This is a genomic window from Kineococcus sp. GCM10028916 (assembly GCF_042674865.1).
Classification (GTDB): domain Bacteria; phylum Actinomycetota; class Actinomycetes; order Actinomycetales; family Kineococcaceae; genus Kineococcus.
This window is the reverse complement of record NZ_JBHTFM010000009.1, coordinates 37,194-55,731: the sequence shown is the minus strand read 5'-3', so window position 1 is coordinate 55,731 and position 18,538 is coordinate 37,194. Positions and strand designations below refer to the sequence as shown.

General features: G+C 71.6%; 19 protein-coding genes. 9 read left to right on the top strand and 10 right to left on the bottom strand.

Annotated features, from left to right (window positions below):
* The first annotated feature begins 30 nt into the window (after positions 1-30).
* Positions 31-1,182: a C40 family peptidase gene (locus tag ACFQ46_RS10930; protein WP_380259524.1), complete on the top strand. Its 1,152-nt coding sequence runs from the start codon at positions 31-33 to the stop codon at positions 1,180-1,182.
* 1 nt (position 1,183) lies between these two features.
* Here ACFQ46_RS10930 and ACFQ46_RS10925 read toward each other — a convergent pair whose 3' ends face one another.
* Positions 1,184-2,119, bottom strand: coding sequence for a hypothetical protein (locus ACFQ46_RS10925; protein WP_380259523.1), 936 nt, complete (start codon positions 2,117-2,119; stop codon positions 1,184-1,186).
* Positions 2,120-2,283: 164 nt separating this feature from the next.
* Between ACFQ46_RS10925 and ACFQ46_RS10920 the strand changes: the two genes are divergently transcribed.
* The 5 genes from ACFQ46_RS10920 to trxA all read left to right on the top strand — a co-directional run bounded on the left by ACFQ46_RS10920 (position 2,284) and on the right by trxA (position 6,808).
* On the top strand, positions 2,284-3,861 hold the full coding sequence (locus ACFQ46_RS10920; protein ID WP_380259522.1) for a hypothetical protein: 1,578 nt from the start codon (positions 2,284-2,286) through the stop codon (positions 3,859-3,861).
* Complete coding sequence (sigM, locus tag ACFQ46_RS10915) at positions 3,858-4,454, top strand: RNA polymerase sigma factor SigM (RefSeq protein ID WP_380259521.1); 597 nt, start codon at positions 3,858-3,860, stop codon at positions 4,452-4,454. Before ACFQ46_RS10920 ends, sigM begins: the two co-directional genes overlap by 4 nt.
* Positions 4,455-4,526: 72 nt before the next feature.
* Positions 4,527-5,288: a hypothetical protein gene (locus tag ACFQ46_RS10910; RefSeq protein ID WP_380259520.1), complete on the top strand. Its 762-nt coding sequence runs from the start codon at positions 4,527-4,529 to the stop codon at positions 5,286-5,288.
* A gap of 119 nt (positions 5,289-5,407) precedes the next feature.
* The gene (trxB, locus tag ACFQ46_RS10905; RefSeq protein WP_380259519.1) at positions 5,408-6,448 is read left to right on the top strand and encodes a thioredoxin-disulfide reductase; all 1,041 of its coding nucleotides are present in this window, start codon (positions 5,408-5,410) and stop codon (positions 6,446-6,448) included.
* A gap of 36 nt (positions 6,449-6,484) precedes the next feature.
* Positions 6,485-6,808 (top strand): thioredoxin, encoded by a 324-nt coding sequence (trxA, locus tag ACFQ46_RS10900; protein WP_328293673.1) that lies wholly within the window; start codon positions 6,485-6,487, stop codon positions 6,806-6,808.
* A 52-nt stretch (positions 6,809-6,860) separates the two neighbouring features.
* Here the strand turns inward: trxA and ACFQ46_RS10895 are convergent, their stop codons facing one another.
* Positions 6,861-7,523 carry a GNAT family N-acetyltransferase gene (locus ACFQ46_RS10895; protein ID WP_380259518.1) on the bottom strand — a complete coding sequence of 221 codons (663 nt, stop codon included), beginning with the start codon at positions 7,521-7,523 and terminating at the stop codon, positions 6,861-6,863.
* A gap of 141 nt (positions 7,524-7,664) precedes the next feature.
* On the opposite strand from ACFQ46_RS10895, the gene ACFQ46_RS10890 reads away from it, so the two are divergent.
* Positions 7,665-9,032 (top strand): PLP-dependent aminotransferase family protein, encoded by a 1,368-nt coding sequence (locus tag ACFQ46_RS10890; protein WP_380259517.1) that lies wholly within the window; start codon positions 7,665-7,667, stop codon positions 9,030-9,032.
* Complete coding sequence (locus tag ACFQ46_RS10885; RefSeq protein ID WP_380259516.1) at positions 9,029-9,976, top strand: D-alanine--D-alanine ligase; 948 nt, start codon at positions 9,029-9,031, stop codon at positions 9,974-9,976. Before ACFQ46_RS10890 ends, ACFQ46_RS10885 begins: the two co-directional genes overlap by 4 nt.
* A gap of 60 nt (positions 9,977-10,036) precedes the next feature.
* Here ACFQ46_RS10885 and ACFQ46_RS10880 read toward each other — a convergent pair whose 3' ends face one another.
* The 8 genes from ACFQ46_RS10880 to rpmH are packed head-to-tail and all read right to left on the bottom strand — an operon-like array spanning position 10,037 to position 15,849.
* Positions 10,037-11,224, bottom strand: a complete 1,188-nt coding sequence (locus tag ACFQ46_RS10880; RefSeq protein WP_380259515.1) for a ParB/RepB/Spo0J family partition protein — start codon at positions 11,222-11,224, stop codon at positions 10,037-10,039.
* Positions 11,221-12,540, bottom strand: coding sequence for a ParA family protein (locus ACFQ46_RS10875; protein WP_380259514.1), 1,320 nt, complete (start codon positions 12,538-12,540; stop codon positions 11,221-11,223). The genes ACFQ46_RS10880 and ACFQ46_RS10875 overlap by 4 nt, the downstream gene beginning before the upstream one ends.
* Positions 12,541-12,560: 20 nt before the next feature.
* On the bottom strand, positions 12,561-13,325 hold the full coding sequence (gene rsmG / locus ACFQ46_RS10870; RefSeq protein ID WP_380259587.1) for a 16S rRNA (guanine(527)-N(7))-methyltransferase RsmG: 765 nt from the start codon (positions 13,323-13,325) through the stop codon (positions 12,561-12,563).
* Positions 13,326-13,372: 47 nt separating this feature from the next.
* Positions 13,373-13,969 carry a protein jag gene (locus tag ACFQ46_RS10865; protein WP_380259513.1) on the bottom strand — a complete coding sequence of 199 codons (597 nt, stop codon included), beginning with the start codon at positions 13,967-13,969 and terminating at the stop codon, positions 13,373-13,375.
* A gap of 41 nt (positions 13,970-14,010) precedes the next feature.
* Positions 14,011-15,027, bottom strand: coding sequence for a membrane protein insertase YidC (gene yidC / locus ACFQ46_RS10860; protein ID WP_380259512.1), 1,017 nt, complete (start codon positions 15,025-15,027; stop codon positions 14,011-14,013).
* A 31-nt stretch (positions 15,028-15,058) separates the two neighbouring features.
* Positions 15,059-15,334, bottom strand: a complete 276-nt coding sequence (gene yidD, locus ACFQ46_RS10855) for a membrane protein insertion efficiency factor YidD (RefSeq protein WP_380259511.1) — start codon at positions 15,332-15,334, stop codon at positions 15,059-15,061.
* Entirely contained in the window at positions 15,327-15,692 is a 366-nt protein-coding gene (rnpA, locus tag ACFQ46_RS10850) for a ribonuclease P protein component (RefSeq protein WP_380259510.1), read from the bottom strand. Before rnpA ends, yidD begins: the two co-directional genes overlap by 8 nt.
* Positions 15,693-15,711: 19 nt before the next feature.
* Positions 15,712-15,849 carry a 50S ribosomal protein L34 gene (rpmH, locus tag ACFQ46_RS10845; protein WP_012085693.1) on the bottom strand — a complete coding sequence of 46 codons (138 nt, stop codon included), beginning with the start codon at positions 15,847-15,849 and terminating at the stop codon, positions 15,712-15,714.
* Positions 15,850-16,374: 525 nt separating this feature from the next.
* Between rpmH and dnaA the strand changes: the two genes are divergently transcribed.
* Positions 16,375-17,949: a chromosomal replication initiator protein DnaA gene (gene dnaA / locus ACFQ46_RS10840; RefSeq protein WP_380259509.1), complete on the top strand. Its 1,575-nt coding sequence runs from the start codon at positions 16,375-16,377 to the stop codon at positions 17,947-17,949.
* Positions 17,950-18,538 lie beyond the last annotated feature (589 nt).

Here is an 18,538-nt window from a genome sequence, read left to right as displayed (position 1 = left end):
TTCACACGCGGTGACGACTCAGAACAGGTGATGAGCGTCAGGCGGGTCGTGTCGACGGGTGTGCTGACGCTCGCCCTGTTCGCACCGCTCAGCTCCGCGGGCCTCGCCCACGCGGACCCCGCGCTCGCGCTGCGCAGCCAGACCCTCAAGACCCAGGCCGACGCGTTGCGCGCCCAGGTCGAGGCCCTGCAGCTGCGGCAGTCCATCGCCACCGAGGCCTACGACACCGCCGTCGAGGACACCACCACCGCGATCTCGGAGGAGGTCCGGGCGCAGTCGGCGCTCGACGCCGCCACCGGTGACAGCGCCACCGCCACGCAGGACGCGACCCGCCGGGTCCGCTCCCTCTACATGAGCGGCGGCTCCGCGTCGCTGACCGGCGGCATCAGCCGGGTCCTGTCGAGCGGCGACCTGGACGACGTCGACGCCACCGCCCGGGGCGCGCTCCTCGCCCGCAGCGTCGTCGCCGACGACACCACCACCGTCACCGCCGCCGCGACGGCTCGCGCCGGCGCGGCCGCCGCCGAGGCGCACCTGCAGCAGGTCCGCGTCGCGAAGACCACCGCCCAGGCGGCCGCGAAGACGGCGGAGGAGCAGGTCACCACCGCTCTCGCCCAGCAGCGGACGCTGCTGGCGGCGGCCGACACCGCGGTGGCGCAGGCCGTCGCGGACGAGGAGGAGCAGGCCCGCCAGGCCGCGCTCGCCGCGGCCGCCCAGCAGGCCGCCGCCGCGGGGGTCGCGGACGCGCAGGCCAAGGACACCTCCTCGGCCGGGGACACCTCCTCGGTGGCGGACGCCGTCGCGGGCGCCTCGAGCACGGCCACGGCGGCGATCGCCGCCGCCTGGACCCGCGAAGGGATGTCCTACGTGTGGGGGGCGACGGGGCCGACCACGTTCGACTGCTCGGGCCTCACGCAGTGGGCCTACGCCCAGGCCGGGGTCTCCATCCCGCGGACGTCGCGTCAGCAGTACGCCGGGCTCCCGAAGGTGCCGCTGAACCAGCTGCAGCCCGGTGACCTGGTGTTCTACGCCAACGGCAGCGACCCGTCGAGCATCCACCACGTCGCGCTGTACCTCGGCGACGGCAAGGTCCTGCACGCCCCGCACACCGGCGACGTCGTCCGCGAGGCGGGCGTCGCGATGTCCGGCCTCTTCGGCGCCGTCCGCCCCTCGGCCGCCTGACTCACCGGGACGCGAGGACGGCGAGGGTCACGCTCGCGACGTCCTCGACGACCGCGGCCTGCCAGTCCGGGACGAACTCGCCGGCCCAGGACCGCCAGGACGCTCCCGCGATCGACCCGACGACGGCACCGAACGCCCCGGCGAGCACGGGCAGCGCCACCCGCCGGTGCTCACGACGAGCCAGCGCCACGGCACCCCCGGCCCCGGAGGCGATCCGCGCGGGCAGCCCCGCGGCGGACAGCCGGCTCGGGGTGGCGGGCTGCTTGTCCTGGTAGAGCTCGAACCCGAGCCCGGCGAGAGCGAGGACCTTCGCGGGTGACGACGACCCCGTCAGCGCGGGTCCGGCGAACCCGAGCGAACTGCGGCCGCCGGTGGCCACCCCGAGCAGGGCCGAGCGCGCCACGAGACCGGCGGAGGCCTTCGCGGGCCGGTCCACGACGGCGGTCGAGCCCCGGCGGACACCCGGGTCGACCAGACGCAGCGTGGAGTGCGCGGCGACCCCGAACGCGAGGTGCGGCACGGCGTCGGAGACCCAGTCCTGCGGGGTCCACTCCCGCAGGTCCGTGACCCCGAGGGCGGCGGCGGGCAGATCGGTGGCGGCCATCGCGGCGGCCCCGGTGACCACCGCACCGACCCCGCGGGGCAGTCGCAGCCCCGCCGCGCGGGCGGTGCCGACGAGCGCACCGACGCCCAGCCCGGCGACGGTGCCGGACAACGCCCCGAGTGCGGTGAGCCGGTTGCCGCGCTGGGCTGCGGACCCACCGACGGGCCGACCGAGGTGATCGGCGAGCGCCTCGACGGTGTCCGCCGGCACGGTGCTGGCGTCACGTCCCCGCCAGGCCATGTCGGCGTAGGTGACGGCGTTCAGGACCGCGGTGCCCACGGCACCGGCGGCGAGTCCACCGAGGAGGCCACGGGAGGTTCGGCTGGAGTTCACGGTCACATGCTCGGTCCCGGGACGCCGGTCCGCGCGCCCGGACCGTCCCGTACCGATCGCGCCCTAGCATGGTGCCCGGGACCGCGCACGCGGCCTCGCGATCACGCACGGGTCACCGGGGGGTACGTCTGGACGGGGTAGGCCGCAACGCGGGCGACGAGCTCGTGGCCGACCGCTACGCCCTGGACCGGGAGCTGTCGGTCGCCACCGAGCTGGGGACGCGGGAGTTCCGCGGTCGTGACCTGACGCTGGACCGGCCTGTCCGCGTCCGCACGCTGCCCGCCGCCGACGCCCGGGCCGAGGAGTTCCTCGACGCCGCCCGCCGCGCCGCCATGATCACCGATCCGCGCATCCCCCGCATCCTCGACGCGGGCACCGACCTGACCGCCGCCGACGGCACCGCCACGGTCTTCGTCGTCGAGGAGTTCGTCGAGGGGCGCTCCATGAGCGACCTGCTGCGGTCCGGTCCGATGAAGCCCGCCGCCGTCCGCGCCCTCGTCGGCGAGGTCGCCTCCGCGCTCGACGTCGCCGCCCGCCGGGGACTGCACCACACCCGCCTCACCCCCGACGACGTCGTCCTCGGCCCCGACGGGGTCGTGCGGGTCCGCGGTGTGGGGATCGAGGCGGCCCTCGAGATCGACCCGCCCGCGCTCTCCCCGGCTCGCGCGGCGGTGCTGGCCAACCGCGCCGACGCCGTCGCGCTCGTCGCGCTCGTCTACGCCGGCCTCGTCGCGCGCTGGCCCGCGCTGGAGTCGCTGGCCCCGCACGCCGGCCTCCCGCAGTCTCCCACCGCCGACGGTCAACCGTTGCCGCCCAAGGACATCCGCCCCGACGTCCCGAACGACCTGGACACCTTGTGCAGCGTCACGTTCGGCCCGCACGAGGACGGTCCGCGCGACCCCGCGGAGCTCGCCCTGCAGCTCGCGCCGTGGACGATGGCGCCCTGGGAGGAGACCCTGCGCCGGATGCGCGGCGAGGCCGCGACCAAGGAGTTCCGGGGTCGGCTGAAGAACCGCGACGAGGTGGTCCCCGAGGAGGAGCCGCCCGTCCCGTTCACCCGCCCGCACACCACCGCCCGACCCCCGCGCGACGACTCCCGCCTGGTGCTGGCCATCGTCGGCGCGGTCATCGTCGTCGGGCTGGTGCTCGCGCTGTGGCAGTTGAGCCGGATCGCCGTGCCCGCCATCCCGACCAGTGCCTCCAGTGCCCCGGCCCCCGCGACGACCTCGGCGCCCGCCGCGACGAGCGCCCCCGCGGTCTCGCCCAGTGCCGCCGCCCCGCCGCCGGTGACGCCGATCGTGCTGCCCGTGACCTCCATCGCCGCCCTCGACCCGCAGGGCGGCGGGGAGTCCTCGGCGACGGCTCCGCGGGCGGTCGACGGCGACCCGGGGACGGCGTGGGAGAGCCAGCGCTACAACTCCGCGACGTTCGCCGGCCTCAAGGACGGCATGGGCCTCGTGCTCGACCTGGGCGTCGAGGCCGACGTCAGCCAGGTCCAGCTCACCGACGGCGGTGACGGCGGGTCGGTGTCGTTGCTGACGGCTCCCGGCCCGGCCCTCGACGGCTCCGCACCCGTCGCGAGCGCCCCGGCCGGCGGGGCGCAGACGCTGACCCCCGCGCAGCCGGTCCGCAGCCGCTACCTCGTCGTCTGGTTCACCGAACTCCCGACGACCGACGGCGTCTTCCGGGCCCGCGTGGCCGAGATCGCCGTCACGGGGACGATCCCCACCCCGGCACCGTGACCCCGGCGGGAACCGGTGCGCCGGTGGACCCGCGCACCGACGCGGAACTCCTCACCGCGCACGTCGCGGGGGACCCGGAGGCCTTCGGCGAGGTCGTCCGCCGGCACCGCGACCGGTTGTGGGCCGTGGCGCTGCGCACGACGGGCGACCGCGAGGAGGCCGCCGACGCCGTCCAGGACGCCCTCGTCTCGGCCCTGCGCGCGGCCGACCGGTTCCGCGGCGACTCCGCCGTCACGACGTGGTTGCACCGGATCGTCGTCAACGCCTGCCTCGACCGGGCCCGGCGCAGGGCCGTCCGCCCGACCCGTCCCCTCGAGGAGGAGGTCGGTCCCGGCGGGGACGAGAACGCCCGCACCGGGGCGGCGCTGGCCGTCGTCGAGGACGCGACCCCGCACGTGGAGGCCGGGCTCGACGTCACCCGCGCCCTCGCCCGCCTCCCCGAGGCCCAGCGGGCGGCTCTGGTCCTCGTCGACATGTACGACGTCCCGGTCGCCGAGGCCGCCGAGATCCTCGGCGTCGCGGTGGGCACGGTGAAGTCGCGGTGTTCGCGCGGGCGGGTGACCCTGGCCGAGCTCCTCGGCGATCGCGTGTGAGCGCGGGGAACCGTTGAACGTCGCACGACGTCACACCCCTGGTCGAGTTCGGGAGACGGGAGGAGGTCCGCGGTGAGCGAGGAGTTCGAGGAGAGCACCGAGGACGAGGTGCTGAGCCCCCAGGAGCAACGGGTCCGTGACCGGTTGCGCGGAGCGGCCGACCTCGGTCCGATGCCCGACGACGTCGTGGCCCGCCTCGACGCGGCGCTCGCGGCCGCACGCCTCGAGACCCCCGTCGCCTCGCTGGCCGCCCGTCGGCGCCCGTCGCGGTGGCCCCGGCTGCTGGCCGCGGCGGCCGCGGTCGTGGTCGTCGGTGGCGGCGGCTTCTGGCTCTCGCAGGACCACTCGCTGTCCGGGGCGTCCTCCTCGAGCGCCGACGCCGGTTCGGTGGCGATGGGCGAGTCCGTACCGCCGTCGGCGAAGGTGCTGCTCAGCGGCAAGGACTACACCGACGCCACCGCCGTGCAGGACCTCGCCGAGGACACCCTCGACGAGGGCGCCCCCTCCGGCGGTTCCGCGCCCGACGCGACCCCGGGCCTGGACGCGGCCGACAAGGGGCGGACGACGCTGATGGCACCGCAGGACACGGAGTCCGCGACGAGCGACCCGGCGCAACGCCCGGCCGCCGAGAAGGCCCTGGCCTGCACGAAGAGCCTCGGGGTCGACCCGGACTCCGTCCTCGCCGTCGAGATCGCGACCTGGCGGACCACACCGGCCGCCCTCGTGGTCCACACCACCACCGACGGGGCCGAGGTCGTCGTCGTGGCCCTCGACTGCGTCCCCGGAGACCCCGCCTACAGCCGGGTCGACGTGCCCCTCCCGAACGGCTCCTGAGCGTGGTGTGAGGGTTCGGCGCCGGGAACAGCGCACCCCTACGATCGGTTGAAGAAGCAGCAACGCCGGAGCCCCGTGACCGCGGGGTCGGCACCGATCGAGGAAGCAGGTCCGCACAGGTGAGCGACGCCACCACGAACGAGATCCGCGAAGTCATCGTCGTGGGTTCGGGCCCCTCGGGCTACACCGCGGCGCTCTACGCCGCCCGTGCGGAACTGCGGCCGCTGGTCTTCGAAGGATCGGTGACGGCCGGCGGTGCGCTGATGAACACCACCGAGGTCGAGAACTTCCCGGGCTTCCCGGAAGGGATCATGGGCCCGGACCTGATGGACAACATGCGCCAGCAGGCCGAGAGGTTCGGCGCCGAGCTGATCACCGACGACATCGTCGACGTCCGCCTCGAGGGCGACGTCAAGGAGGTCGTCACCGGCTCCGGTGAGACCTACCGCGCCCACGCGGTGATCCTCGCGCTCGGTTCGGCCTACCGTCAGCTCGGCCTCCCGGACGAGAAGCGGCTGTCCGGTCGTGGCGTGAGCTGGTGCGCCACCTGTGACGGGTTCTTCTTCCGCGAGCAGGACATCGTCGTCGTCGGCGGCGGGGACTCCGCGGTCGAGGAGGCGACGTTCCTCACCCGTTTCGCCCGCACCGTGACAATCGTGCACCGCCGGGACGAGCTCCGCGCCTCGCGCATCATGGCGAAGCGCGCCGAGGACAACCCGAAGATCAAGTTCGTCTGGAACTCCGCCGTCACCGGCATCCTGGGCGAGAACAAGGTCGAGGGCCTCACGTTGCAGGACACCGTGACAGGTGAGACGAGCGAGATCGCGGCCACCGCCCTCTTCATCGCCATCGGCCACGAACCGCGCACCGATCTCGTCAAGGGGCAGGTCGACCTGGACGAGAACGGGTTCATCCTCGTCGAAGGTCGCAGCACCCGCACGAACCTCCCCGGCGTCTTCGCCGCCGGTGACGTCGTCGACCACGAGTACATGCAGGCCATCACCGCCGCCGGCATGGGGTGCTCGGCCGCCCTGGACGCCGAGAAGTTCCTCGCCGCCCGCGGTGACGTCGCGCAGGACGAGCAGCCCCCGCGCGAGGAGACCCTGACGCCCGACGTCGCGGACTCCGACACCGTCGACCGCCCGCAGCCGCGGGTCTGACCCCCCCCTTCCCACCCCACGACACTGGAGGTACGCGTGAGCACCACGCACGTCACCGACGACACGTTCGACGCCGAGGTCCTGCAGTCCGACAAGCCCGTCCTCGTCGACTTCTGGGCGCCCTGGTGCGGCCCGTGCCGTCAGGTCGCCCCGATCCTCGAGGAGATCGCCGCCGAGAACGCGGACAAGATCACCGTGGTGAAGGTCAACACCGACGAGAACCCGAAGATCGCCGCGAAGTACGGCGTCACGTCGATCCCGACGCTGAACGTCTACTCCGGTGGTGAGGTCGTCAAGACGATCATCGGCGCGCGGCCCAAGCCCGTGCTGCTGAAGGAGCTCGACGACTTCGTCGGCTGATCCCGTTCGCGGAGAGCGCCGGTCCCCTCGTGGGGGCCGGCGCTCTCCGCTGTCAGGGGTGGGCCACCCCGGTGAGGGTCTGGACCCGGATGCTGCCGAGCAGCCGCTCGAGCGCCGCCTCGACGTCCTCGCGCCAGCTCAGCGCCGTCTTCAGCTCCAGCCGCAACCGCGGGTAGCGGTGGTGGGGACGCACCACGGTGAACCCGACCGACTCCAGCAGGTGCGCGGGGAGCACGCAGGGGTCGCCGTGGTCGTGCGGGGACTCCTCGCTGCCGTCACCGCCGACGGCCGCCGCCGCCCCGCCGAACGCCTCGACGGCCTTCACCCCGCGTTGGGTCAGGTCCTTCGCCGCACCCTGCAGCAGCATCCGGGCCAGCCCTTCGCCCCGGAAGGCCGGTTCGATCCAGCCCGTCGTCAGCAGGACGCTGTCACCGCTGACCGGCGAGGTGGGGAAACCCGTCGAGCGGGGTGAGTAGACCGGCGGGGCGTACATGACGAACCCGGCCGCCTGGTCGTCGACGTAGACGAGCCGTCCGCACGGACCCCACTGCAGCAGGACGCTGGAGATCCAGGCCTCCTTCTCGAAGTCCGGGTACCCCGCCGCGGCGGCCCGCTGGGCGGCTTCGGCGTCGAGTTCCCAGAAGACGCACTGCCGCGACTGCTTGGGCAGGTCGGCGAGCGTGTCGAGCGTCAACGGCGCCATCCGACGACCCACCGGCGTCAGCCTCCCCAGTTCCGCTCGGCGTCTCGACGACGCGTCCGCGTTGCGTCCACGCGTCGAACGCATCCTAAGTGGCAGTCTCGGAGAGTGCGACGAGCACTCGTCCACCCAGCACCCGTGTCCCAGGAGGCCGTCATGAGCCAGCACCGCCCGCCCTCGAGTCCCGGTGACGCGTCCCCCGCGTCGGCGGCGGCCGGGGCCGGGGCTGGGGCTGGAACCGGCCGGAGGTTGGACCGGTGGCGGTCCGCCTACGCCGAACGGACCGCCTCGATGACCGCGTCGGAGATCCGGGCGCTGTTCGCCGTGGCGAACCGGCCCGAGGTCGTCTCGCTCGCCGGTGGCATGCCCTACCTGCCCGCGCTCCCCCTCGACGCCATCGCCGAGATCTCCGCGCGGTTGATCTCCCAGAAGGGTGCCGTGGCCCTGCAGTACGGCTCCGGTCAGGGTGAGGAGGTGCTGCGCGAGCAGATCGTCGAGGTCATGCGCCCTCAGGGCATCGAGGCCCACCCCGACGACATCGTCGTGACGACCGGGTCCCAGCAGGCTCTCGACCTCGTGTCCCGGATCTTCCTCGACCCGGGTGACGTCGTCCTCGCCGAGGCGCCCAGCTACGTCGGTGCCCTCGGGGTGTTCCGCAGCTACCAGGCGCAGGTCGTGCACGTGCCCCTCGACCACGACGGGCTGCAGCCCGCGGCGCTCGAGGAGGCCCTCGTCCGCCTCCGGGCCGAGGGCAAGCGGGTGAAGTTCCTCTACACGGTGCCGAACCACCACAACCCAGCGGGCGTGACGCTCTCGCTGGAACGGCGGCGGGAGGTCCTGGCCATCGCCCGACGCCACGAGCTGCTGATCCTCGAGGACGACCCGTACGCGCTGCTGGGCTTCGACGGCGACCCGCTGCCGGCGCTCCGCTCGATGGACCCCGAGCACGTCGTGCACCTGGGGTCCTTCTCCAAGACGTTCGCGCCGGGCTACCGCGTGGGGTGGGCCGTCGCGCCGCACGCCGTGCGGGAGAAGCTCGTGCTGGCCTCGGAGTCGGCGATCCTCTGCCCGACCTCCTTCGGCCAGTTCGCGATCGCCGAGTACCTCTCGAGCTACGACTGGATGGGCCAGGTCAAGGTCTTCCGCGAGCTCTACCGCGAGCGGCGCGACGCCATGCTGGACGCCCTCGCCACGCACCTCCCCCGAGCGACGTGGACGCGCCCCGTCGGCGGGTTCTACGTCTGGATGACGTTGCCCGAGGGTCTCGACGCGAAGGCGATGCTGCCGCGCGCCGTCACCGGCCGCGTCGCCTACGTCCCCGGCGGCGCCTTCTACGCCGACGGGAGCGGCAGCCGGTCGGTGCGGTTGTCGTACTGCTTCCCGCCGGCCGAGCGGATCCGTGAGGGTGTCCGCCGCCTCGCCGCCGTCGTGCAGGACGAACTGGAGGTCGCCGAGACCTTCGGCCCCGTCACCCCGCGCGCCGGTCGAGCCGGCCACGACAACCCCGGACCGGAGCTGGCATGACCCGCGACCTGCACGTCGCCGTCCTCGCAGGCGGTCTCTCCCACGAACGGGACGTCTCCCTCCGCTCCGGTCGCCGGGTCGCGGACGCGTTGCGCTCCTCCGGCTGCGAGGTGACGGTCCTCGACGCGGACGCGCACCTGCTGCCGACGTTGGCCGCTCAACGCCCCGACGTCGTGTGGCCGGTGCTGCACGGGGCGATCGGGGAGGACGGCGCGCTGCGCGACGTCCTGGAACTCCTCGGGCTCACCTACGTCGGCGCCCGCCCGGGGGCCTGTCGACTGGCCTGGGACAAACCCATCGCGCAGAGCATCGTCGCGGCGGCGGGGATCAGCGTCCCGCCCTCGATCGCGCTGCCGCACGCCACCTTCCGCGACCTCGGAGCTCAGCCCGTCCTCGCCGCGGCCGCCGACTGGGCCGGGTTCCCGCTCGTGGTGAAGCCGAGCCGGGGAGGCTCGGCGCTGGGGGTCGCCGTCGTCGGGGAACCACGGGACCTCGCCCGCGCCGTCGTGGACTCGTTCGCCTACGGCGACACCGCGCTGGTCCAGCAGCATGTCCCGGGGGTGGAGGTGGCCGTCTCCGTCGTCGAGATCGACGGGGAGGTCCAGGTCCTGCCCGCCGTCGAGATCGTCGCCGACGGCGGCTCCTACGACTACGCGGCCCGCTACACCGCCGGGACCACGGAGTTCTTCGCACCGGCCCGCTTGTCCGTCGACGACGCCGAGCGACTGGCCGGAACGGCCCGGGGTGCGCACGAGGCGCTGGGGCTGCGCCACCTGTCGCGCATCGACTTCATCGTCACCGACTCCGGTGACCCGGTGTTCCTCGAGGCGAACGCCGCCCCGGGGATGACCGAGACGTCGTTGCTGCCGCAGGCGGCGGAGGCCGCGGGGCTGGAACTCGACTCCGTGTACCGCTCCATCGTGGAGAGCGCGCTCCGGAGCTGACCTGCGGACGTGCTACGGGCGGCGCGTCGGGTGGGGGGGTCACCGGCGCGCCGCCCGTGCTCAGGGGGTGGGTGTGGCGTCGAGCAGGCGGAGGATCCGGTCGAGGTCCTCCAGGCCGGCGAAGTCCACCGTCATGCGCCCGCGGGTGCGTCCCATGCTGATCTTCACCCGGGTGTCGAGCCGGTCCGCCAACGTGGAGGCGCGGTCGTCCAGCTCCGGCTGCGCCTGCGCGGGGTTGCGTCGTCGCGGCTCGTGGTCCGCGTCCCCGAGGGAGATGATCTCCTCCACGGCGCGCACCGAGAGGCCTTCGGCGACGACCCGCTGGGCGAGACGCTCCATCGCCGCGCCGTCCTCGAGCGACAGCAGCGCACGAGCGTGGCCGGCGGAGATGACGTTCGCCGCCACCCGGCGCTGCACCAGCGGAGGCAACTTCATGAGTCGCAGCGTGTTGCTGATCTGCGGACGTGAGCGGCCGATGCGCGAGGCGAGTTCCTCGTGCGTGCAGCCGAAGTCCTCGAGCAGCTGCTGGTACGCCGCCGCCTCTTCGAGCGGGTTCAGCTGGCTGCGGTGCAGGTTCTCCAGCAGCGCGTCACGGAGCAGGTCGTCGTCAGCGGTGTCGCGGATGATCGCCGGGATGGTCTCCAGGCCGGCCTCGGTCGCGGCTCGCCACCGACGCTCACCCATGACGAGCTCGAAGCGCTGGCTGCCGTCCTCCGCCGGGTCCGAGGACCGGACGACGATGGGCTGCAGCACCCCGATCTCGCGGATGGAGTGCACGAGTTCGGCGAGCTCGTCCTCGTCGAACACCGTGCGGGGCTGACGGGAGTTCGGCACGATCGCGGTGACGGGGACCTCGGCGAAGCGCGCCCCGGGGACGTCGACCAGGCCATCGTCGGTCGTGGCGTCGGTCGTGGCGTCGGTCGTGGCGTCGGTCGGGGCGGGCTCGGCCTCGACCTCCGGGGTGATCTCCGGCTCCAGGGACGCCTCTGCGGGGGCCTCCTCCGTCGTGACGACCGCGAGGTCGCCGACGCGTTCCTCGTGGCTCTCCGGCGCGTCAGGCGTCTCATCGGGCGCTGCGTCGGTCTCGTCGGAGCGCTGGTCGAAGAAGAGGTCGACCGGACGTCCACCGGTGCGCATCGCCGGGGGCAGCGTGGCGGTCCCCATGCCGACCCGACTCGAGGTCGTCGGTCCACCGCTGGGGATCAGGGCACCGAGTCCACGGCCGAGTCCACGTCGCTTGTCGCTCACGCTCCACCTTCCTTCGACGCGAACCCACGTCGCGTCCCCGTTCCATCACTCCACCGCGCCCACGGGTCCGCCACAGCGGGCGGCGCTCCCACGGCAGCATCCCCTGCAGGTGCGACCGTTTCGTGGACGCCACGCTGGGCTATCTCACGCGCCGCCTCGAGGTAGGCCAGAGCACCGGAAGACGACGGGTCGTACGCCATCACCGTCTGACCGTGGCTCGGCGCCTCCGAGATCCGCACCGAACGGGGGACGAGAGACCTCAGGACCTGCTGTCCGAAGTGCTGACGAACCTCGTTCACGACCTGGGCGGCCAGCCGCGTGCGGCCGTCATACATGGTCAGCAGGATCGTGGTGACCTCGAGGTCCGGGTTCAGGTGTTCCTGGATCAACTCGATGTTCGCCAGGAGCTGGCTCAGCCCTTCGAGTGCGTAGTACTCGCACTGGATGGGGATGAGAACCTCCGGAGCCGCGACGAAGGCGTTGATGGTCAGCAGGCCCAGGCTCGGCGGACAGTCGATGAGGACGTAGTCGATGCGCCGTTCCCCGGCCTTCTCCAACGCCTTCAGGTACTTGGCGAGCGCACGCTGCAGACGCATCTCACGAGCGACCATGGAGACCAGCTCGATCTCAGCACCGGCGAGGTCGACCGTCGCCGGCGCGCACCAGAGGTCGGGAGCCTCGTCGCAGCGCTGGACGACATCGGCCAGGGGTTTGCCCTCGACCAGGACCTCGTAGACACCGGGCACGTCCTGGTGGTGGTCGATCCCCAAGGCCGTCGAGGCGTTTCCCTGCGGGTCGAGGTCGAGGACGAGGACCTTCAGCCCTGCCGCCGCCAGTGCCGAGGCGATGTTGACCGCGGTCGTCGTCTTGCCGACGCCGCCCTTCTGGTTCGCGATCGTCATGACACGGGTTTCCGTCGGCAGCGGGAAGCGCTCCGACACGGTCGCGCGCCGTGTTTCACGTGGAACCGGGGGGAGCTCCTCCTCGGCTTCCTCGAGCTCGTCGACTTCGTCGAGTACCGGGAGGGTCTCCACCGTCGTCAGGATGGGCGGAGCGGTGGGCGTTTCACGTGAAACGTCCACCAACTCTGACTGCGGCTCGGTTTCACGTGAAACGGGCACAACAGGCTCAACGTCGACGAGCAGGGTTTCACGTGAAACATCGACGTCGATGGTATCGACGTGCACCTCGGTTTTACGTGAAACACCGACGACCTGAGGCTCATCGAGCATCAGGGAGGAGACCGAGAACCACCCCAGGCGCCCCGAGCCGTTCGCCGCCGGTCGCGAGCTACTGAACCAGCCGAGCTGTGCCACTCCTCGTCCCTCTCCCTCACTCATCGCCGGTTGCCCTTGCCGGGGCGACGCTTCGCCGCGGCCGGCGCGCCAGGTACCGGTGCGGCGCGCAGCGGGCCGTGCCCTCGGGCCACCCGCACCACGGTCGTCCCCGTGCCGTCATCGGGTCCGACGCTCAGCACCTCGGGGGCCGTCGTGATGCCCATCTGCTGCAGGGTCGCAGCTGCGGCGGCAATCTCCTCGGAGGCGCTCCGGCCCTTGATGGCGATGAGGTGTCCGCCGGTCACAACGAGCGGCAGCGCCCAGCCGTAGAGGGTCTTGAGCGGAGCGACGGCTCGTGCGGTGACGACCGCGGCGGAGAATTCACCCCGCACGTCCTCAGCACGACCCCGCGCGACCGCGACCTGGTCCCGGAGGTCCAGTTCGGCGATCGCCTCGCGGAGGAAGGTGTAGCGCCGCTCCAGCGGCTCGACGAGGCGGATGTGGAGGTCCGGGCGGGCGAGGGCGAGCGGAATGCCTGGTAGACCCGCACCGGAGCCGATGTCGATGACCGACGACCCCTCGTCGATGACTTCACCGAGGTAAGCACAGTTGAGGATGTGCCGGTCCCAGAGCCGCGGGACTTCACGCGGCCCGATCAACCCCCGTTCGACACCGGCCGTCGCAAGGAGGTCGCGGTAAGCGGCGGCGCGCTCGGCGCGGTCCCCGAAGACGCGTGACACCGCCTCGGTCGGGACCTCGGAGGAACTCTCGGAAACGACGGAGGGCGGTGGCGTTTCACGTGAAACACCACCGCCCTCAGGCACCTCATCAGACACCCCTTCACCCTATCGGCTGACGGGAGCCTGCCTGTTCAGTCGTCGTCGCCCTGTGGACCACTCTCGATGACGGTGGGAAGCACCACGACGCGGCGACGGGGCTCTTCGCCTTCGGACTCGCTGAGCAGACCGGCCGCGGCCACGGCGTCGTGCACGACCTTGCGCTCGAACGCGGGCATCGGTTCGAGGCGTTCGGCCGCACCGCTGGCGCGGACCCGGGCGACGACCTCACCGGCGAGGCGCACCAGGGCACCGCGCTTGGTGAGGCGGTGCCCGGCGACGTCGAGCATGAGCCGTGTGCGATCTCCGGTCTGAGCCTGGACGGCCAGGCGGGTGAGCTCCTGCAGCGCCTCGAGGACGTCGCCGCTCGCACCGACCAGCTTCTCGAGGGCGGGTGTACCGGCCTCGTCCGCGACGATCGCGACCGACGCACGGCCGTTCTCGATGTCGATGTCGATGTCACCGTCGAGGTCGGTGATGTCCAGGAGCTCTTCGAGGTAGTCGGCGGCGATGTCGCCTTCCTCCTCGAGTCGCGACTTGGCCGATCCGCGCTTCGGAGCCTCTTCCGTCGCGGCGGAGGCCTCGGTCTCTGCCACCGAGGTCTCCTCGACCGCGTCCGTCGTGCCGTTCACAGGTCCTCCTGGGTCTCGCTGTGCAGCTGGTTCTGAGGTGTTCAGCGGTTCGGGCCCTGGCTGGAGCGCGGACCGCCGGGACGGCGCTGCTCACGGCTGTCGCCGCGCTTGGGTTGCTGACGCTGCCGGCGGGCCGGGGCGTTGGTGGTGTGCTCGGCGGTCACACCGGTGCCGGACGGGCCCGACGTGTCGGTCGTGAGGACCTGACCGCGGCGAGCGGCACGACGAGCCTTGCGCTCCTCGAGCTCCTTCTCGGCCAACGAGCCCGGGTTGGGCATGCGCCGGATCACGAAGAACTGCTGCCCCATGGACCAGATGTTCGTGGTGAGCCAGTACAGGAGGACACCGATCGGGAAGTTGACGCCGGAGACGGCGAAGATGATCGGCAGCACGTAGAGCATCAGCTTCTGCTGCTGCGCGAAGGGGTTGCCCTCCATCGATGCCGACGACGTGTTCTTCGCCATCAGCTGGCGCTGGGTGATGAACTGCGACGCCGACATGAGGATGATCATCACTGCGGTGAGGACGATCGTGTTCCACTCGTGCGTCGCCCACGACTTCATGAAGATGTCGGACAACTGGGAGCCGAAGATCGTCGCCTTGTCCGCCTGGTCGACCAGGGTCTGGTTCAACGGCCCGATGGACTTGCCCTGGCCGATGCCGTTCAGCGTGTGGAACAGCGCCAGGAAGATCGGGGACTGCAGCAGGATCGGCAGGCAGCTCGCCATCGGGTTCGTCCCCGACTCACGGTAGAGCGCCATCATCTCCTGCTGCATGGCCTGGCGGGACGCAGGGTCGTTCTTACCCTTGTACTTGGCCTGGATCTTGCGCATCTCGGGCTGGATGACCTGCATCCCCCGCATGGCTTTGATCTGCTTCACGAAGAGCGGGATCAGCAGGATGCGGATGACGACCACGAGGCCGACGATCGACAGCGACCACGCCGCACCGCCGGCGGGGTTGAACCCGATGGCTGTGAACAGGTCGTGGAAGCGCACCATGATCCACGCCACCACCCATTGGATGGGATGGAGCAGCTGGTAGAAGAAATCGATCATCGTGCGGCTTGTCCTCTCACAGGGGTCGGGCTCACGGGGCCTTCACCCGCGAGTGGCCCTTCGGCGGAACGGGGTCCACCCCACCAGGGTTCCACGGGTGGCAGCGGAGGAGTCGTCGGACGGCGAGCCAGGTCCCGACGAGAGCACCTCGGGTGCGCAACGCCTCGACGGCGTAGGCGGAACACGAGGGGTAGAAGCGGCACGTGGGGCCCAGGACGGGCGAGACGAGCAGCTGGTAGACGCGCACCAGCCCGACCAGCAGCGATGCCGGCCAGCGCAACGGGTGCCACCAGTGTCGGTCAGGCACGAGCCGTCGCCTCGACCGGGAGGAGACCCAGCCGGCGCAAGCCCTTGTCCACGTCGGCGGCGAGCTCGGCCGAGGTGGCGTCGCCGGCCGCGGGGAGCGCCCGCACGACCAGCAGACCGCCCTCGGGGGGCAGTACGGTCAGTCGGGCGGACGCCAGGTGCCGCAGCCGGCGTTGCGTGCGGTGCCGGACGACGGAGTTGCCCACGGCCTTGGACACGACGAAGCCCACCCGCGTGGGGTGGGCTCGGTCGGTCGCCGTCCAGTGCAAGACCAGACGACGGGTTCCGGCACGCGTGCCGTGCTTCAGGGCGACGGTGAAGTCGTCCTTGAGGCGAAGGCGGTGCTCCGCTGACAGCACGCGGGCTGGGGGAACGGCGTCAGGCGGAGATCTGCGCGCGGCCCTTGGTGCGACGCGCCGAGAGGATGGCGCGGCCGGCACGGGTCCGCATGCGAAGACGGAAACCGTGCACCTTGGCGCGACGACGGTTGTTCGGCTGGAAGGTGCGCTTGCTCACGTCAGTACTCCAAGACTCGGGCGGGACTCGTACGGGCGGGCCCCGCCGTACTGCCGGACCGTGGACCCGGACGAACCCGGGGACGGGCGGCGATGCGGAGCGCAATCCCCAGCAGGGTACGGTCCCGAACCGACTGCGGTCAAAGCGCGCAGGGTCCACCCGGCGACGACGGCGCGACCGCCGTCCACAGGACGCGCGAGCGGGCCCTCCGGGGGACGCCGGGAAGGTACCGTTCCCGTCAGGTCCGGTGGGAGACGACCCGCCGGGACCGCGGTCCTCGACAGGCGCCGCTCCAGGCCCCGCTCGACGGGGACGGGCGTGGCAGTGGCGGCCGGACGTCGTCGGGGAGGACGCCACTTGAACAGTGGCCGTCGCGTTGTTACGGTCCCGCTCGACGTACCGACGCCCGCACCGCTCGAGGTGCTGCGACGGACATCTCGTGTGCCCCGACCGTCTTCCACAGCTGTGGACAGGGTTGTGGACGAGACCCGTCCGACGGATCCGGTACGACGGGAGAGGGCTCGAGTGGAGACCGACAGCGGGGACTTCCCCAGCGTCTGGGAGCGTGCCATCGCCCAACTGGACGACAGCGTCACTCAGCACCAGCGGGCGTTCGTGCGCCTGACCCGACCCCTCGGACTGCTCGACGGGACAGCTCTGCTCGCCGTGCCGAACGACCTCACCAAGGACGTCATCGAGCAGAAGGTCCGCGAGCCGCTGACCCGCGCCCTGTCGGAGGTCTACGGCTCGGCGATCCGCCTCGCGGTCACGGTGGACCCCTCGATCGGGCAGGTGCTCACCCCGGAACGCACCGGCGAGCTCGTCGACGGTCTCGACGGGGTCCCCAGCGTGGAGCGCGAACGGGTCTCGGCCCTGCGCGGCATCGACGGTGAAGGTGATCCCGGTCGGTACTCCCGCACCGACGAGCGTCACCTGAGCGCCGTCGAGGAGGATTCCCCGCTCGACGATTCCGACCCCGACCTGCTGTTCACCGGCTACAAGGTCGACCGGGGCGCCGGAACGGGCCGTCAGGCCCCGCGGAACCGTTCCACGACGAAGATCGAGAACGCCCGGCTGAACCCGAAGTACATCTTCGAGACCTTCGTCATCGGCGCCAGCAACCGTTTCGCGCACGCGGCCGCGGTGGCCGTCGCCGAAGCACCGGCGAAGGCCTACAACCCGTTGTTCATCTACGGGGAGTCCGGACTGGGAAAGACGCACCTGCTGCACGCCATCGGGCACTACGCCCAGAACCTCTACCCCGGGGTGCAGGTCCGGTACGTGAACTCCGAGGAGTTCACCAACGACTTCATCAACTCGATCCGCGACGACAAGGCCCAGGCGTTCCAGCGCCGGCACCGTGACGTCGACGTCCTCCTCATCGACGACATCCAGTTCCTGTCGAACAAGGTCCAGACGCAGGAAGAGTTCTTCCACACGTTCAACACGCTGCACAACGCGAGCAAACAGGTCGTCATCACCTCCGACCTGCCGCCGAAGCAGTTGTCCGGCTTCGAGGAACGCATGCGGAGCCGTTTCGAGTGGGGCCTCATCACCGACGTCCAGCCCCCGGACCTGGAAACGCGCATCGCCATCCTCCGCAAGAAGGCGATCGGGGAACGCCTCGAGGTCCCCGACGACGTGAACGAGTACATCGCGTCGAAGATCTCCTCGAACATCCGTGAGCTCGAGGGCGCCCTCATCCGCGTGACGGCGTTCGCCAGCCTGAACCGGCAGCCCGTCGACATGCAGTTGGCCGAGATCGTGCTGCGCGACCTCATCCCCAACGACGAGAGCCCCGAGATCACGGCCGCCGCGATCATGGGTCAGACGGCGTCGTACTTCAGCATCACGCTGGAGGACCTCTGCGGGACGTCCCGTTCGCGGACCCTCGTCACCGCCCGCCAGATCGCGATGTACCTCTGCCGCGAGCTGACCGAGCTGTCGCTGCCGAAGATCGGTCAGCACTTCGGCGGCCGGGACCACACGACGGTCATGCACGCCGAACGCAAGATCAAGCAGCAGATGGCCGAGCGGCGCAGCACCTACAACCAGGTCACCGAGCTCACCAACCGCATCAAGAAGCAAGCGGGCGCCTGACCCGACGTCGAGCCCCGACGACGACAGGTCCGGGGCCGGCGACGCAGGGACGTGACCGCCCCGGTCGCGCCGGATCCAGCGTGGGATCCGGCGCGACCGGGCACACGGCGTGGTGGTCGCACCGCCACTCCTCCTGACGTCCACGGGCGCACCTCCGATCCGCCCGTGGACGAGATCCGCCCCCTGCCACCGCGGCGGGGCCCACGACGTCTCCAGCGGCCTCCTGACGCTCCCGTTCCGGCCGTCTGCGCTCGAGCCCGTCCGCCGTGTGCTGATGCGTGCCTGGCATCGGCCGTCGAGCCGTCTTGAACGGACGACCGCTCGAGGTCCCCGTTCTTCTCATCGCTGACGGAGAGTCGGTCCGGGCGCCGTCAGACCCCGTCGGAAAAGTTCTCCACAGTTGTCCACATGCTGGGGACAGGGTTGTGGACAAAGAAGCCCACACCCGTGGACAACCCGGTGGACGAGAGGTGGATCCAGCAGGGACAACCTGGGGACAGCGGTGGACAGACCGCCTCAGAAGTGCCGACCTGTGGATGACCCGGTTCGCCCGTCCCCATGCCCTCCACACCCCCAAGAGGGGGTCAAA

Coding starts and splice junctions, on each gene's coding strand:
- ACFQ46_RS10930 (WP_380259524.1), top strand. CDS start 31: ATGAGCGTCAGGCGGGTCGTGTCGACGGGTGTGCTGACGCTCGCCCTG.
- ACFQ46_RS10890 (WP_380259517.1), top strand. CDS start 7,665: ATGAGCCAGCACCGCCCGCCCTCGAGTCCCGGTGACGCGTCCCCCGCG.
- ACFQ46_RS10885 (WP_380259516.1), top strand. CDS start 9,029: ATGACCCGCGACCTGCACGTCGCCGTCCTCGCAGGCGGTCTCTCCCAC.
- yidC (WP_380259512.1), bottom strand. CDS start 15,027: ATGATCGATTTCTTCTACCAGCTGCTCCATCCCATCCAATGGGTGGTG.